Source organism: Paenibacillus soyae, from assembly GCF_024623455.1.
Lineage (GTDB): Bacteria > Bacillota > Bacilli > Paenibacillales > Paenibacillaceae > Pristimantibacillus > Pristimantibacillus soyae.
The window spans coordinates 181,632-197,364 of the sequence record NZ_JANIPJ010000011.1 but is presented as its reverse complement, the minus strand read 5'-3'; the positions used below and the strand labels follow the sequence as shown (position 1 = coordinate 197,364).

12 protein-coding genes are annotated in these 15,733 nt (G+C 54.4%); 3 read left to right on the top strand and 9 right to left on the bottom strand.

The genetic code is table 11. The annotated features are described in order from the left end of the window. Positions 1-88: 88 nt before the first annotated feature. From NQZ67_RS16440 to NQZ67_RS16415, 6 genes are all read right to left on the bottom strand, one after another. The gene (locus NQZ67_RS16440) at positions 89-2,017 is read right to left on the bottom strand and encodes a TRAP transporter permease (protein WP_257447982.1); all 1,929 of its coding nucleotides are present in this window, start codon (positions 2,015-2,017) and stop codon (positions 89-91) included. 34 nt (positions 2,018-2,051) lie between these two features. Further along, positions 2,052-2,606 (bottom strand): DUF1850 domain-containing protein, encoded by a 555-nt coding sequence (locus NQZ67_RS16435; RefSeq protein WP_257447927.1) that lies wholly within the window; start codon positions 2,604-2,606, stop codon positions 2,052-2,054. Then, positions 2,606-3,607 (bottom strand): TAXI family TRAP transporter solute-binding subunit, encoded by a 1,002-nt coding sequence (locus NQZ67_RS16430; RefSeq protein ID WP_257447925.1) that lies wholly within the window; start codon positions 3,605-3,607, stop codon positions 2,606-2,608. Before NQZ67_RS16430 ends, NQZ67_RS16435 begins: the two co-directional genes overlap by 1 nt. 166 nt (positions 3,608-3,773) lie before the next feature. Beyond that, entirely contained in the window at positions 3,774-5,198 is a 1,425-nt protein-coding gene (gene araA / locus NQZ67_RS16425) for an L-arabinose isomerase (RefSeq protein ID WP_257447923.1), read from the bottom strand. A gap of 45 nt (positions 5,199-5,243) precedes the next feature. Continuing rightward, on the bottom strand, positions 5,244-5,939 hold the full coding sequence (locus NQZ67_RS16420) for an L-ribulose-5-phosphate 4-epimerase (RefSeq protein WP_257447921.1): 696 nt from the start codon (positions 5,937-5,939) through the stop codon (positions 5,244-5,246). Positions 5,940-5,941: 2 nt separating this feature from the next. Beyond that, positions 5,942-7,558, bottom strand: coding sequence for a xylulokinase (locus NQZ67_RS16415; RefSeq protein ID WP_257447918.1), 1,617 nt, complete (start codon positions 7,556-7,558; stop codon positions 5,942-5,944). Between the two features lie 281 nt (positions 7,559-7,839). Here NQZ67_RS16415 and NQZ67_RS16410 point away from each other — a divergent pair, with 281 nt between their 5' ends. Further along, on the top strand, positions 7,840-8,922 hold the full coding sequence (locus tag NQZ67_RS16410; RefSeq protein ID WP_257447916.1) for a GntR family transcriptional regulator: 1,083 nt from the start codon (positions 7,840-7,842) through the stop codon (positions 8,920-8,922). 45 nt (positions 8,923-8,967) lie between these two features. Here NQZ67_RS16410 and NQZ67_RS16405 read toward each other — a convergent pair whose 3' ends face one another. The 3 genes from NQZ67_RS16405 to NQZ67_RS16395 form a co-directional block, all read right to left on the bottom strand. Further along, on the bottom strand, positions 8,968-9,612 hold the full coding sequence (locus NQZ67_RS16405) for a DUF4386 domain-containing protein (RefSeq protein WP_257447913.1): 645 nt from the start codon (positions 9,610-9,612) through the stop codon (positions 8,968-8,970). Between the two features lie 66 nt (positions 9,613-9,678). Continuing rightward, the gene (locus NQZ67_RS16400; protein WP_503636298.1) at positions 9,679-11,814 is read right to left on the bottom strand and encodes a winged helix-turn-helix domain-containing protein; all 2,136 of its coding nucleotides are present in this window, start codon (positions 11,812-11,814) and stop codon (positions 9,679-9,681) included. A 32-nt stretch (positions 11,815-11,846) separates the two neighbouring features. After that, entirely contained in the window at positions 11,847-12,734 is an 888-nt protein-coding gene (locus NQZ67_RS16395; protein ID WP_257447909.1) for a hypothetical protein, read from the bottom strand. Between the two features lie 197 nt (positions 12,735-12,931). Here NQZ67_RS16395 and NQZ67_RS16390 point away from each other — a divergent pair, with 197 nt between their 5' ends. Both NQZ67_RS16390 and NQZ67_RS16385 read left to right on the top strand, forming a co-directional pair. Continuing rightward, positions 12,932-14,641, top strand: coding sequence for a methyl-accepting chemotaxis protein (locus NQZ67_RS16390; protein ID WP_257447906.1), 1,710 nt, complete (start codon positions 12,932-12,934; stop codon positions 14,639-14,641). Between the two features lie 24 nt (positions 14,642-14,665). Further along, on the top strand, positions 14,666-15,730 hold the full coding sequence (locus tag NQZ67_RS16385; protein ID WP_257447904.1) for a sugar ABC transporter substrate-binding protein: 1,065 nt from the start codon (positions 14,666-14,668) through the stop codon (positions 15,728-15,730). Positions 15,731-15,733: the final 3 nt, after the last annotated feature.

Here is a 15,733-nt window from a genome sequence, read left to right as displayed (position 1 = left end):
TACCTCAGACCCTCACGAGCAGACGTTTCTAGCACGCTTATTTACTCCAAACTGCCTCGTCACGCTCAGTTAGACGTTTCTGGCACGCTTACCCGCCAAGCTCCCTCGTCGGCTTCCTTCTCTGCGCATACTGCAGCGCCAGCATGGCGCCAAGCGTGCCGAAGCCGATCAGATCGGTCACAAGCCCCGGGATAATGAGCAGCAGCCCCGCAGCAACAGCGACAATCCGTTCCATTACGTGCAAGGACCGTATCCAATAGCCGATCAAGCCCGCTCCGACGCCGATCATGCCGATCACCGCGGTAAGCGTGACGCCGGCTGCCTCCAGCCAGTTGGTATCGATGAGCAGCAGCTGCGGCTGATAGACGAAGATGAATGGGATGATGAAAGCGGCAATCGCCACGCGCGTCGATTCCACGCCCGTCTTCAGCGGCTTGGATTTCGCTATGCCAGAGGCCGCATAAGAAGCGAGCGCGACAGGCGGCGTAATGTCCGCCACAATGCCGAAATAAAAGACAAACATGTGGGCGGCGAGCAGCGGAACCGGATAATCGAGGGCGACTATAGCCGGCGCGGCGATCGTCGACGTAATAATATAGTTGGCCGTCGTCGGCGTTCCCATCCCAAGCACCAAGCTTGCCAGCATCGTGAGAATAAGCGTGGGCAGCAGCAGGCCCCCCGCCAAGTCGAGCAGGCCGTTCGCGAATTTGAGGCCAATGCCCGTTAAAGTAACGACGCCGACGATCATACCCGCGCAAGCGGTCGCGGCAACCACGCCTAGGGCGGATCTTGCCCCGGCGGCCAATGCGGATAGGATGTCCTTAACCGACATACGGGTAGCCTTGCGGATGGCGCCAACCGCGATGACGGACAAAATGCCGTAAATCGCCGCCCGCTCAGGGGACATGCCGGACATGAGAAAGCCGATAATCGCTACAATCGGGAGCAGTAGATACAGGTTTTTCAGTACCTCCCGGCGGTTCGGCAGCTCCTCCGAGCGAAGCCCTCTCAGCCCCTGCCGCTTGGCCTCGAAGTGCACCATAATCCAAATTCCGGTGAAGTAGAGCAATGCCGGAATGAGCGCGGCGAGCGCCACCTGATAATAAGGGGTGTTCGTGAATTCCGCCATAAGAAACGCGGCCGCGCCCATAATAGGAGGCATGATTTGCCCGCCCGTGGAGGAGGAGGCTTCAACCGCCCCTGCAAACTCGCGCCTGTACCCGATTCGCTTCATGAGCGGAATCGTGAAAGCACCGGAGGTGACCACGTTCGCGACGGAGCTGCCGCTAATCGTGCCTTGCAGCGCGCTGGAGAAAATCGTAACCTTGGCCGGTCCGCCGATCCGCCTTCCCGCTATGACCAAGGAGAGATCGTTGAAGTACTCGCCAACGCCCGTTTTGTCCAGGAAGGAACCGAATAACAGGAAGAGGAAAATAAAGCTGGCGGAAACCATAAGCGGCGTCCCCAAAATCCCCTCCGGCGTAAAATACATCTGGCTGATCAGCCGTTCCACCGATACGCCTCTATGCTCCAGAAACCCGGGCATGTACTCTCCGAAGTAGGCATACAGCAGAAAAACGACCGTGATCGATACAATCGCTATTCCCACCACGCGGAGGGCGGCAACCAGAACAAGCAGCACCGCCGCTCCGCCGACGACCATATCCAAGGTCGTAAAATTCCCGATGCGGTTGAACAGCGCCTCATAGTTCATGAGCCAATACAATCCGACTCCGATTCCCAGCACGGATAACAAATAATCATACCAGGGGATTCGGCCGTCCCGGCCTTTCTTCGTGGAAGGATACAGCAGAAATATAAGACCCAACCCGAAGGAAAGGTGAACCGCGCGATGCACCTGATCCGGCAACGGGGTGAAGAAGCTGACGTACAGCTGGTACAGCGAGAACAAAACGGCAAATCCGAACGTCACGGCTCTCATGATGCCTTCCAGCCGCCGAAAATTAAAATCGGGATCGTATTTGCCGATCATCTCCTGTATGTCCTCTTGGCTCATGGTTTCCTTCTCGAGCTGCGGCACCTTCGGGTTATCAGTCAAGGCGAAGCCCTCCCTTCAAGTACTCCCAGACATGTAGACGGCCCACTTCGATCCGTACTGCCGACCCCGGCTTACTAAGCGAAGCGAGCGGAATTTCATCCCCCCGCAGAAGCAATCGATGGTCGGCCAACACTTGGCCGATTCGAAGCTCGAACGAATGGAGCGTCCGGCCAATGCCCTCAATCCGCATTTTCCCATCGTCCATGCGAAGGGTCTCAACACCTTCGAGCGAGGTCGGCATTCCGACCCCATACGATTCGAATAACATGGCGTCGAGAACGATTTGCCCTTTGTCATTAATGAAGAATAGCTCCTCTACCGGCGTACGATGAATCGAATGAATATAGAGAAGCGAGAAGCGGCTGCCTTCATCGACAGGCGACTGGAAGACGATCCGGCCGTCCGATACCTGCCTGATGCTGAGCACCGGAATGGTCGAAGCCCACAACCCGACGGCCGCGCACACGAACGCCAGGAAGAAGAGCATCAACCATCCCGTTCGATGAAAAACAGGTGCGGAAACCCGCACCCGTCCCCTGCCTTTCATTACTTAATGACGCCTTTTTCCTTCAGATACTTCTCCGCTCCCGGATGTAGCGGAATACTGATTCCTTCCAGCGCGTTATCGGTTTTGATCTCGTTCGCTTTGGCGTTGATGGCAATGAGCGGCTCCGTATTCTCATAAATCGTCTTGGTTATATCATAGACGAGCTGCTCATCCAGCTCAGCCCGCACGGACATAATCGCCTTCACCGCGACGGTCTTCACTTCGGCGTCCTGCTTGGGATAGGTGCCCGCTGGAATGATCTGCTGGCTGTAATATTTGTACTTATCCGTAATGGCCTTTACTTTGTCATCCTCGATCGTCAGAAGTTTTATGCCGGTCGTCGCGGCCAGCTCGTTAATCGCCGCCGTCGGCGCGCCCGCCGTGACGAACGCCGCGTCCAAGCCGCCGTCCTGCATTTTCTTGGCCGAATCGCCAAACGATAGTCGCTCCGTGCTCAAATCGTCGAAGGTAAGACCATACGCCTCAAGAATTTGTCTGGCATTGACCTCCGTACCGCTTCCCGGCGCGCCTACCGAAACCTTCTTGCCCTTCAGCTCCGAGACGGTAGTAATGCCGCTCTTCTCCGACACGACGATCTGAATCGTCTCCTGATAAAGGGCGCCGATCGCCTGCAAATTGCCTACAGCTCCGTCGTTAAACATCTCCGTGCCCTTGGCCGCGTAATCCGCGATGTCGCCTTGCGTAATCGCCAGATCGACCTCTTTGTCGCTGATCAAACGCATATTTTCGACTGCCGCTCCGGTCACCTGCGCCGTGGCATTCGTACCCGCCTTCTCTTGAATCAGATTGGCGATTCCGCCGCCCAGCGGATAATAGGTACCCGCCGTGCCGCCTGTCGCAATGATCAGGCTGGACGGCTTCTCTCCCGCCGCATTCGCATCCGATGCTCCGGGCTCCTCCTGGTTATTTCCGCCGCAGGCGGCCAGGGCCAGGATAAACACCAGCGCAAGAACGACTCCTCTGCTCACTCGTCTGATCATATTCATACCTCCATCCGTCAAATCATCGTATCCGTCCATACGGATCGTTGTCCTCGGTAGTATGTATATGTCGCGGAGTCGGAAAAAATCAGAAAAACAAAAAACCGTTTCTCGGCAGACGGGCGTTTTGCGCGCCATTTGCCAAAGAAACGGTTTGATTTGCGGTTTATTTAATCACAACATACTCCAGGTTCACGAGCTTCGCGTACGTGACGATCTGGTCGGTCGTCAGGTTCAAGGACACGACGGTATGATGGCCGCCGCCGTTCTCGATCCAAGCCTTCACGCCGTCTTGGAAGTTCGGCTTCACCGTCCAGAGGACGCGAGCGACAGGCAGCTTCGGAGCCGGAACCGTCGGCTCGAACGCGGACACTTCGTTGATCAGCAGCTTGTAGTGCGTGCCGAAATCGGCCATGGAGACCACGACGCCTTCGCCGGCCTTGCCGTCGAATACGAGACGGGCCGGGTCTTCGCGGTCGCCGATTCCGAGCGGATTGACCACGATTTTCGGCTTATTCGCCGCCAAGGACGGATCCACCTCAAGCATGTGGGACTGCAGGATTGCTTCTTGGCCTGCCGCCATCTCGTACGTGTAGTCTTCCATGAAGCCCGTATTCTGGTTGCGGCTCATCACCTTCATCAAGCGGTCAAGCGCGGCCGTCTTCCAGTCGCCTTCGCCGGCGAAGCCGTAGCCTTGCGCCATTAGGCGTTGAACGGCCAGACCCGGAAGCTGCTTCATGCCATGCAGATCCTCGAAGTTCGTCGTAAACGCGTTGTAGCCTTTCTCGTCCAGGAATCGCTTCAATGCAATCTCATAGCTGGCTTGAATACGGACGCTGGCTTCCCATGCTTCCTTGCTGTTCGTGCCGTAGTCGAAGTCGTACAGCTCCGCGTATTGGCCCATCAGATCATCGATTTCCTGCTCGGACACGGCATTCACGTATTGCACGAGATCGCCGATGCCGTAGTAGTCGACAGTCCAGCCGAATTGGATTTGCGCTTCGACTTTGTCGCCTTCGGTTACGCCGACGTTGCGCATGTTGTCGCCGAAACGAGCGACTTTGATGTTGAAGCTTTCGTTGTAGCCAACCGCCACGTCCATCCAATCGGCAATTTGCTTCTGTACTTCCGGACGCTCCCAGTAGCCGACTACGATTTTGTTCTGCTTCTTCAGGCGGGCATTGATGAAGCCGTATTCGCGGTCGCCGTGGGCGGCTTGGTTCAGGTTCATGAAGTCCATGTCGATCGTTGCCCATGGAATGCTTTCGTTGTATTGGGTCGCGAGGTGCAGCAGAGGCTTCTGCAGCAGCTTCGTGCCGCGGATCCACATTTTGGCCGGCGAGAATGTGTGCATCCAAGTGATGACGCCCGCTACTTCGTCGCGGTAGTTCACTTCTTTCATGATGCTGGTGATTTTGTCCGCGCTAACGGCCAAGTCTTGCAACACGAGCGGATAAGGCAGCACGCCGCTGTTATTCAGGGCATCCGTCATCGTCTGCGCGTGAGCCTTAACCTCGGCCAGCGCCTCTTCTCCGTACAAGTGCTGCGAACCTACGACGAACCAAAATTGTTTAGCTGCTGTTGCTGTCATCCTGATCATCCTCTTTTCTATAAAATATATAATGGATAAGTCCGATTATTTTTGCCCGTAGTAGGCGTCTTTCCCGTGCTTGCGAAGATAGTGCTTATCGAGAATGCTCTGCGGCAGCTCCTTGGCGAAGTGGTTCAGCTGGCGGGCGTACAGGTTCATCTTGCACACTTCCTCCAGCACGACGCTGTTCACGACCGCCGACTTCACGTCCTTGCCCCAAGTGAACGGCGCATGTCCTTGAAGCAGGACCGCCGGAATCGCCATGACGTCCAACCCGCGCTGCTCGAACGTCTCGATAATGACATGGCCCGTCTCCGCTTCGTACCCCCGGTCCACCTCATCCTTGTTCAGGAAGCGCGCGCAAGGAACGGCGCCGTAGAAGGTGTCCGCATGCGTCGTGCCCATGACCGGCACATCGAGTCCCGCTTGCGCCCAGATCGTGGCCCAAGTCGAGTGCGTATGCACGATGCCGCCGATTTGCGGATAATGTTTGTACAGCACGGCGTGTGTCGCGGTATCGGAGGACGGTCTTAGATCCCCTTCGACCACTTGTCCGTCGAGATCGACAACGACCATATCGCTCGGCTTCATCTTCTCGTAGCTGACCCCGCTCGGCTTAATGACGAACAGTCCGCTCTCCCGATCGATCGCGCTCGCATTGCCCCATGTAAATTTCACGAGTCCGTGCTTCGGCAAATCCAGATTCGCCTGGTATACTTCTTCCTTCAGCTGTTCTAACAACGTTAGCTCCTCCCGTTCTCTAGCAGATGATCTACCGCGGCCTGCTCAATGGCGAGACCCGCTTTGTAGCGTTCCATGAACGCTTCGAACCCTTTCACGTCCGCCGGATCCGGCGCGATCTCCTCGCCTTCGACATCCTGGAATACCTTCTTCTCGAGGAAGTCGTCGAGCCGCTCTTCTTGATCCTTGTTGAGCAAGTAGGAGGCCAGAAGCGCCATGCCCCATGCTCCGCCCTCGCCGGCCGTGGACATGACCGATATCGGTACGTTAAGCGCGGCGGCTACGATGCGTTGTCCGACGACGGGAGTCTTGAAGAGGCCGCCATGAGCCAGGATGCTGTCGATGGCCACTTTCTCGTTGTCGGTCAAAATATCCATGCCGATCTTGAGCGCGCCGAAGGCCGTGAACAAGTGGGTGCGCATGAAATTGGCCAGATTAAAGTTGCTTTCCGGCGAGCGGACGAAGAGCGGACGGCCTTGGTCGATGCCCGTCATGTTCTCGCCCGAGAGATAGCCGTAGCTCAGCAGGCCGCCGCCGTCGGGGTCGGCCTCGAGCGCCTTGTTCAGCAGCACGCTGAACAGCTTGCCGGAGTCCGCCTCGTAGCCCATAGCCGCCGAGAACTCACGGAACAAGCCCATCCAGGCGTTCAGATCGCTGGAGCAGTTGTTGGCATGAGCCATGCCGACCGGGCTGCCGTCCGGCGTCGTGACCATATCGATCTCCGGATACACCTTGGACAGCTCTTTCTCCAGGACGATCATCGCGAATACGGAAGTGCCCACGGAGATGTTGCCCGTGCGCTTCCGGACGCTGTTCGTCGCCACCATGCCCGTGCCCGCGTCGCCTTCCGGAGGACAAAGCGGAATGCCCGACTGCAGGTCCCCGGCCGGGTCGAGAAGCGCGGCTCCCGCTTCCGTCAGCTCGCCCGCTTGCTCGCCCGCGACGTAGACTTTCGGAAGAAGATCGTTCAGCTTCCACGGATAGCCCTTAGACGCGATGCGATCATCGAATTGCTGGACCATCGAAGCATGGTAGTTATGCGTCGCCTCATCAATCGGGAACATGCCGGAGGCATCGCCGATGCCGATCGCTTTGTTGCCGGTCAGCAGCCAGTGAATGTAACCGGACAGCGTCGTTACGAAATCGATCTGAGGCACATGCTCCTCTTGGTTCAAGATTGCTTGGTATAGATGCGCAATGCTCCAGCGCTCCGGTATATTAAATTGGAATAATTCCGTTAATTCTTTGGCCGCCGCGCCCGTTGTCGCGTTGCGCCACGTCCGGAACGGCACCAGAAGCTCGCCCCTGTTATCGAATGCCAGATAGCCGTGCATCATCGCGGAGAAGCCGATCGAACCGACAGCCCGGAGCGTAATGTCGTAGTTCCGTTCCACTTCCTGCTTGAGCTCGCGGTAAGCCGTTTGGACGCCTGTCAGAATATCCTTCTGGTCGTATGTCCAATAGCCGTCCTTGAGCTGATTCTCCCATTCGTAGCTGCCCGACGCGATCGTCTGGAAACGACGATCGATCAGCACCGCTTTGATCCGCGTAGAGCCCAATTCAATACCCAGTGACGTTTCTCCCTTGGCTATCGCTTCTTTCCATTCTGCTTGACTCATGGCCCGCTTATCCCCTCTCCGTTTTCGGTTTCCCGCCCATTCCCTTACTGACAGCCTTAGTATATTTTTTGTACGTACATTTGTCAATATAGTCTAATAGTTATACCTACATAAGTCTCGATGCCACTTATCGCTGTCATATTCTGCGTTTTTCAAGGACTAAGTAGGGAATTTGTACGGTTTTACCTGCAATTAAATGGCGCTGCATTTGCATTTCAAGCATTTCATGCTAATATGTGTACGTACAACTTATCCGTTCAACGATGAAAGAAGTGAATATCGTGAAGCCTAAGTACCAGGTCATTATAGATGATATCAAGAGTCATATCCTGTCGGGCACATACAAGGCGGGCGAGCAAATCCCGACGGAGCATGCTCTGCAGGAAAGCTACAACGTGAGCCGGCAGACCGTTCGGAAGGCCATTCTGGAGCTATCGAACGAGGGCTTCCTGCGAAGCGAGAAGGGCTCCGGCACTTACGTCAGCAGCCAGTACCGTTCCCGTTCGGGCGGGAAGCGAACCATCGGCGTCATTACCACCTATATTTCCGATTACATCTTCCCTTCCATTATTCGCGGCATCGAGAGCCGGCTGAATGAGGATAGCTATTCCCTGCTGCTCGCCAGCACCAATAACGATATCGCGCAAGAGAAGAAAGCGCTCGAGATGATGCTTTCCTACGGCGTGGACGGACTTATTATCGAGCCTACGCGGAGCAACGTGTACAACCCGAACATCGCGTATTACCTTTCGTTCAAGGAGCAAGAGGTACCTTTCACCATGATCAATGCCTATTACGAAGAGCTGGAGGTGCCGTTCTTCTGCCTGGATGACGTGCAATCCAGCTATCTTGCCACCAGAGAGCTCATCGCCAAAGGCCATACGCAGATCGGGCTTATCGCGAAGATGGATGACTTGCAGGGGAAATATCGGATGAAAGGCTACATTAAGGCGCTTGGAGAGGCCAAGCTGCGGTTCCGTCCCGAGCATGTCCTGTCCTTCGACACGGATACGAAGCCGGACCTGTCCGCCAGTCTGGAAGACTTCCTGAACGACAATCGGGGCGAATTAAGCGCGCTAGTGTGCTATAACGACGAAGTTGGCCTAGAGGTTGTACATGTGTGCAGAAGACTGGGCATCTCCATCCCGGACGAGCTGTCCATCATCGGCCAGGACAACTCATACATCGCCAAGAACGCCAATATTCAGCTCACGACGCTGACTCACCCCCAAGAACAGATGGGCCGCGACGCCGCGGACTGGATTATCAGGAACTTGCAAGGCAAAAAAGACTTACCCGTCAAAACCTACTACCAGCCGGTGTTGATCGAAGGCGAAACGGTCAAAGCGATCGAGTTGGAATAACAAACGGCCCCTTCCCGAGGGGCCGTTCTGTTTACCTTATGCGAATTACGATCGAAATCCCTTCACGATAAGCCAAATCGGTAAAGCGATCTCGAATATTGCTCCGGGAATATAAAGAATATTCCCTGCTTCCACACCAACTAGCGACAGAGAGCTGCTCGCCAGCAAGCCCGTATACCCGATCCAGCCGACGACGGACAACAGCCGAGGAACTAGTCTCGACCGGTAGAGGATCGTACAAAACAGCAGGCTGCCTACGCTCAGCACGAGCATGGCCAAGTCAAACAGCAAGTAATGAGCTTCCACCGCCGCATTTCCTAACGTGTGCATGGATGCATCACCTGAGGCTCCCGATGCCGGCGCTTGCTTGCTTAACGCGAGAATGATCAACGGACCGGCTAGACTCACAATGAGCAGCGCCGACTCCACGACCCGCGAAGCGAAGTACCCGTAGGCAAATGCTTCGTGATGCTTCTTCAAAATGGGATGCAGCAGCATGGCAATCCCCACGACCGCTATGGCGTTAATGACCTCCAAGAACACTCCCGCATATATTTGCTTTTGCTTGGCAACCACACCGTTTAGCAAATCGGCCCCGTGTAAAATAGGATCCAGCATGCCGCTTCCGATCAGGAATGCAGCCGTCGACAACAAAAACAACACCCCTGCCGCTCTTTCCAGCTTTCTCATCCTTGGTCCCCCTCCTGACTCCTTTATCAGCAGTATAGCTCGGGGGGGAATGGACCTGTAGACACTTTAGTGTGGTTTCGGGGTGCCCATTAACAAGTTTAATTCGCGGGCGCGGGCAATCGCTTCCGTGCGCCGCTGCACTTGGAGCTTCTCGAATATTCTTCTATTGTGGCCTTTCACCGTATCCAAGGCGAGGAAAAGCTTCCCGGCGATTTCCCGATTGGAGTGCCCCTTCGCTATGAGCTCCAGCACCTCGATCTCGCGCGGGCTGAGCAGGTCGCCCTTCCTTCCGTCCTCGAGAACGCGGCGCAAACGCTCTAGGTCCAATCGAGCTTCTTCGATGGCCGGGTGCGGCAAATCGCCGGCAAGTCCCAGAGCCTCCCGGTAACGCTCCGCCGCCAGATCGGTGCGCCCCTCCGCTTCCTGTATTTGCGCGATTCCAATCATGGCCATAATCGCCATCAGCCGATGATTGATCCTTCGGCAATTCGCGATGACCTCGTTATAGGCTTCGAGTGCCTCGGCATAAATTCCCCTTCGCTGGCAAGCGACGCCCAGCATCCAAGCCGATGCCGTCCGGGCCGACAGGTTATCGGGCTGCAGATAGGCCAGCGCTCGGCGCGATTGGGCCATTATAAGGTCAATACCTTCCGTATCTCTTACCAGGGCTTTCCGTACAGGCGCAATGAATTCGACTAGTTCATCCGTCTTGTCTTCCCTATCCGAATCTTGCATAGCCGCTTCTGCCGCTTCAAGACGGAGCTCGGACACGTCGGAGCTATCGGTTAAGCTCAAGGATGCCAACGTAGCGCGGGTAGCCGCGATCCAGCCGATCAAGTCCCTGACGCCGGCGTCTTGCTCCACGCCCTCCAAGACTGCCTCCGCCGCTTGAAGCTTAGGCTCGATGCTCGTCGGCTTCCCGGCTATCAATAGGGCCGAGCCGTAGAAAACCCACAATGCCGGTCTAGCATTCAGCTCCTGAGCAGGCAGCGACTCCAGCCAGTCGAGCGCTACTCGCGCGGCCCCTCTCAGATGCAGCGGCATTCCATTGCCTTGAAGCAAACGCGCGCTCCGCTCGATGTCCCGCGCTTCGACAGCATGACGAAACGACTCGATTTCGAAACCTTGTTGTTCATACCAGAAGCTCGCTCGTTTGTGCAATTCCGCGATAAGGCCCTCATCCGCGCTTTCCAGCAGCCGTCTGCGAAGAATATCCGCGAACAAATGATGATAACGATACCACCGCCGTTCCTTATCCAGGGGGATGACAAATAAATTTTTACGATCAAGCTCGATCAACATGTCCTTACCCGAAGCCCCATGCTCGGGTATTAGCTCGTCGCATAACGGACCGCACAATCGGTCGAGTAGGGAGGTCTGCAGCAGAAAGACCTGGACATCCTCGGACTGCCTTTGCAGCACTTCCTCAACCAAATAATCCAGCACAAAATGATGATTGCCCGTAAAAGACTGCAGGAGCCGATCGGCGTCCCGCTCCTCCTGCATGGAGATGGCAGCCAAGCGCAGGCCCGCGGCCCAGCCTTCGGTGCGTGATTGAAAATCCGTTACATGATCCTTGGAGAGGTTGAGCTCCATTACTTGGTTAAAAAAGGCTTCGGCTTCGCTAAGCGTAAATCGCATGTCGGCGGCGCGCAGCTCGGTGATCTGGTCCCGAACACGCAGCCGCGGCAAAGAAATGGCCGGGTCCTCGCGGGTCGTAAGGACAAGATGCATCGAATGGGGGAGATGGTCCAGCAGGAAGGCTACGGCTTCATCCACCTCGCTCGGGCTCGCCGCATGGTAATCATCCAGAACAAGAATAAAAGGGAACGGAATGGCCGCGAGTTCATGAAGGATCGCCGTCAGAATCGACTTGATCGGGGGCGGCTGCGGAGAGTGAAGGACGGAAAGCACGCCTTCGCCTATATTCTCCGCAATCGTCTGCAGCGCGGCGATCATATAGGTGATGAAGCGCGCAGGCTCGTTGTCTTCCTGTTCCAGCGACAGCCATGCCGCCGGCCGCCCGCAGTCGGCCAGCCAATCGCAGACTAAGGTCGTTTTGCCGTAGCCGGCCGGCGCGGAGATCAGGGTCAATTTTCGGTGCAAGCCCCTGTTCAATCCTTCGATTAACCGTCGGCGCGGCACCGTGTTGGGCCGAGGCGCAGGAATATATAATTTGGTGGCAATTAATGGAGTCGACATAGATCCATTATAACAACGTCGACCGTCCATCCTCAATGAGGATGGCGGTGACGAGAGGATAGTATTCGGTTGAAAAAGAAGCAGCAGATCAGTACGATAGTATCTGCCGATGTGAATAACCATAAGCACCATTCATACTTAAACGTAAGAATGTGCGCATGTGTCAGAACCAAAATGCCCGCCCCAATCGCGATCGGAACGGATGCCAGAATGGCCCAGTGCAGCCGGTAGAAACAAACCGTTGCCACGATGACCCCCCGCACCAGCATGAAGATTATAAGCACTGTCACCGTATCCCTCTCCGGAAGCTCAAAAAAACCGCCGACAAATCGGTAGTTATGATTGAAAAACGGGAGGACCGTGACATTACCGTAAAGAATGTAATTGATCCCGACCAATGTAAACCATCTGACAAACCGCGAGGATTCAATCTGTATAAGCCGATACCACTTGTTGGAGATCCAGAAGAAAAGCAGCAGTCCAATAAACGTATACCCCGGGTGCCACCAATTCAGTTTATAAATCCCCAATGCCAAAAATCCGTATTCGATCCCTACAAACATCCCGGCGAACACCAAAGCCCACCGAAAACGCAGGTGAAAAGCCGTAATGAACAGAGCCACCGAAGTGACGTAATAGACCTGAGAGAGGTAAGTTCCCAATACGATATCGAGATACGGGTCCTTCAGTATGTGAGGGTAATACTCGTAGCTCTCAAGCCAAATACAGACTACGTTTTCAAAGTAACCTGCAATAGCACCCAAACCTAGGTACAACGCCAGAAGCTTGGGGTCCCTTTTTCTCCAAAAGGTATAGGCGATAAGTAGAAGGCTCAGCCCGCCGAGCAGGAGAAACCAGAGGGCGTTTCCCGTTAGAATGTTTTCTCGGAGCATATACGGAATTGGATGTGAATGCGGCATAAGTTCCTCTCCTGGAATGGGTTGGGGTCGTATACCTATTATGGGTATAAGCATCTGAATCGATTCGCTGTTAGGCAGAAGGCATTCTGGTGCAATTTGGCATGTCTAATAATGTCGAAAAAAATTAATTTTCTTCTGACTTTACCGATAAATACAGGGATATATATTTTTTGAACAGTTGGCCGGGAGGAGTATACATGCGAAAGAACGGATTTTGGAGCAGCCAATCAATCGGCAGGAAATACGGCTATATTTTTACGATTGTCATGCTCTTATTTATATTGTCAGTAGCGGTTACATTCGGGTTGTTAACTCGTACCAAAACATCCGTTGAACAAACTCGTGTCGAAAACGAGGTGGTCATCGAGGTGTCGGAGCTCATGTCCCTGTATCAAGAGAAGTATCTCTTCGTTCCCGAGTTTATTCTGGATAACAATAATAAGCGTTTGCTTCTCTATCTGGAGCTGAGCGATCAGTTTGTGGATACGGCCAAAGGACTTAAAGGGCATCTAACAACGGATGAGCAAGTCGACCTGTTCGATCAAATGATCGAAAACAATCATAAGCTCGACGAATATTTTTTCAGTCAAATCGTGCCTCATGTCCAAAATATCAATACCGAAAAATTTGTTGAATTGCAATCTGCCGCGACCCGGTTTAAGGAAGACACCATGGCATTAGGAGACGCCTTGAAGCAAAAGGCCATTGCGTCCAATCAAGAGGCCATCGAGCGTTCGGGTGAGAACATTAACAGCTCCATCTCGACTCTCGTCATCTCGGTAGTCATCTCCTTCGTCATTTCGATCGTTCTCATTCTTTCTATCAGCCGCTCCATTCGCCGCCGTCTGCTGCAGGTCGTCACGTTCAGCGACGCCATCGCGAGCGGGAATTTGAATATCGACGATCTTCCGGATCAGAGCCAGAGCGAAATTGGCCAGTTATCCAAGTCCATCAATCATATGAAAGCCAGCCTGAAGGAAATGATCCATGAAATTTCGGCTTTATCCGGCCATGTGGATCATCAAGTGCTTCGTCTGACGGACACCTCCGATGGGGTGCGGGAGCAAAGCGAGCAGGTTGCAACGACAGTCGAAGAGCTTGCGGGCGGCGCTTCCAGCTTGGCGGAAGAGGCCCATATGATTTCGGAGAACATGAAGCAATTTTACGAGAACATTACAGGCGCCACTTCAAATGGAGAAAGGCTCGTACGGTTCTCGCAAGAGGTGCTGACGGTCTCCATCGATGGAAGCAATCAAATGACGCAGTCCCTCGAGCAGATGAATACGATCACGGAGACGGTGCAGAGACTGGTCGATAAAATCAAGGACCTGGAACAACAAACCTCGGCCATTACCGACTTTGTCGGAAGCATCCGTTCGATCGCGAAACAAACCAATCTGTTGGCCCTTAACGCCGCGATCGAAGCCGCGCGCGCCGGCGAGGCCGGAAAAGGCTTTGCCGTAGTGGCAACCGAGGTGCGTAAGTTGGCGGAAGAAGCCGGCAAGTCGTCGGATAGTATTACGAGGATCGTTGGCACCATCAATGCCGAGATCATGACGATGACCAGGGAGCTGGACAACGGCTTCCAAGAGGTTAGCAAAGGGAAGCAGCAGATTGAAACGTCGGGACAGTACTTTTTTGACATCAAAGAGAAGGTTTCGACCATGTCCCAGAGGATCGATGATATCTCCGAAACACTCGTTCATCTTGGCGAAGCAAGCGATGGCATCAATCAGTCGGTCGAGCATATCGCCTCGATATCCGAACAATCGGCAGCCGGCGCTGAAGAGATTTCGGCCACCGCTACCGAGCAGAAGTATGCGATGCAGCAGGTTTCGAACGGAGCGAACGAGCTGCGGGAATTAGTGGAGAGAATGAACAAGCTTATCGCGCGTTTTCACATTTAGCCAATGAAAGGAGAGCACGATTCGATGAAACGAATAGTAGTCAGCGGATTAACGCTGCTTATGATCCTGGTGTTAGCCGCATGCGGCCAAGCCCAGCCCGTCGACTCCGGGCAAACCGATGCGGCGGCGATCAAGCTGAGATCCGATCAAGATAAGGTTTATGTCGGATTTGTAATGGATACTTTGCAAGAGGCCCGCTGGTACCGGGATAAAGAATATTTCGAGAAGAAAGTGATCGAGCTTGGCGGCAATGTCAAATCATTAGCCGCCAATCAGGATGCGGAGGTACAGATCCAGCAAGCTGAGCTCCTCATCAAAGAAGGCGTGGACGTTCTGGTTGTGATCCCGACGGATTCTATTGCGTCAGGAAAAATTGTCGAGATGGCTCATGCCGCAGGCATTCAGGTTATTTCGTACGATAAGATGATCTTGCAAGCGGATGTGGATTACTACGTATCGTTCGATAACCATAAGGTTGGTCAGCTTCAGGCGCAATATGTTGTCGATCAAGTGAAAACGGGGAGGTACGCTTATGTAGGGGGATCTCCATCCGATAATAATGCGAAGCTAGTACGGGATGGCAGCTTCGAAGTCCTTCAGCCGCTAATCGATAACGGTTCGATTGAAATCGTGTATGACCAGCTTACCGAGCATTGGTCCGGGGATATAGCGAGGGAGCAGATTCAAGCTTATTTGGCTAATAACGGAGAACCCTTCGACGCGATTGTTACGGCTTATGACGGCTTGGCGCGCGGCGCGCTCGAAGCCATCGGCAGTCAGGCAGGGAAGATTCCTATATCCGGCCAGGATGCCGAGCTCGAAGCCCTGCGACGGATCGTTGCGGGCACGCAGACTATGACGGTCTATAAGTCGCTCCCGTTAATTGCCCAAAGCGCTGCACAGCTTGCGGTAGAGGTCGGTATGGGAGGCACGCCTTCCGCCGTTGATCAAACGGTCGACAATGGCCAGAAGCAGGTGCCTTCGATTTTATTGGAGCCTGTTGCCGTGACCAAGGACAATATCGAGCAAACCGTCGTTAAGGATGGACATTATATGAAGGAAGAGATTTATCAATCGAACGAAAAATAACCA

What these genes read in the sequence shown, in the direction of transcription:
- NQZ67_RS16440 (WP_257447982.1), bottom strand. Translation starts at nt 2,017, where the DNA reads ATGAGCCAAGAGGACATACAGGAGATGATCGGCAAATACGATCCCGAT.
- NQZ67_RS16435 (WP_257447927.1), bottom strand. Translation starts at nt 2,606, where the DNA reads ATGAAAGGCAGGGGACGGGTGCGGGTTTCCGCACCTGTTTTTCATCGA.
- NQZ67_RS16430 (WP_257447925.1), bottom strand. Translation starts at nt 3,607, where the DNA reads ATGATCAGACGAGTGAGCAGAGGAGTCGTTCTTGCGCTGGTGTTTATC.
- araA (WP_257447923.1), bottom strand. Translation starts at nt 5,198, where the DNA reads ATGACAGCAACAGCAGCTAAACAATTTTGGTTCGTCGTAGGTTCGCAG.
- NQZ67_RS16415 (WP_257447918.1), bottom strand. Translation starts at nt 7,558, where the DNA reads ATGAGTCAAGCAGAATGGAAAGAAGCGATAGCCAAGGGAGAAACGTCA.
- NQZ67_RS16405 (WP_257447913.1), bottom strand. Translation starts at nt 9,612, where the DNA reads ATGAGAAAGCTGGAAAGAGCGGCAGGGGTGTTGTTTTTGTTGTCGACG.
- NQZ67_RS16400 (WP_503636298.1), bottom strand. Translation starts at nt 11,814, where the DNA reads ATGTCGACTCCATTAATTGCCACCAAATTATATATTCCTGCGCCTCGG.
- NQZ67_RS16395 (WP_257447909.1), bottom strand. Translation starts at nt 12,734, where the DNA reads ATGCCGCATTCACATCCAATTCCGTATATGCTCCGAGAAAACATTCTA.
- NQZ67_RS16390 (WP_257447906.1), top strand. Translation starts at nt 12,932, where the DNA reads ATGCGAAAGAACGGATTTTGGAGCAGCCAATCAATCGGCAGGAAATAC.
- NQZ67_RS16385 (WP_257447904.1), top strand. Translation starts at nt 14,666, where the DNA reads ATGAAACGAATAGTAGTCAGCGGATTAACGCTGCTTATGATCCTGGTG.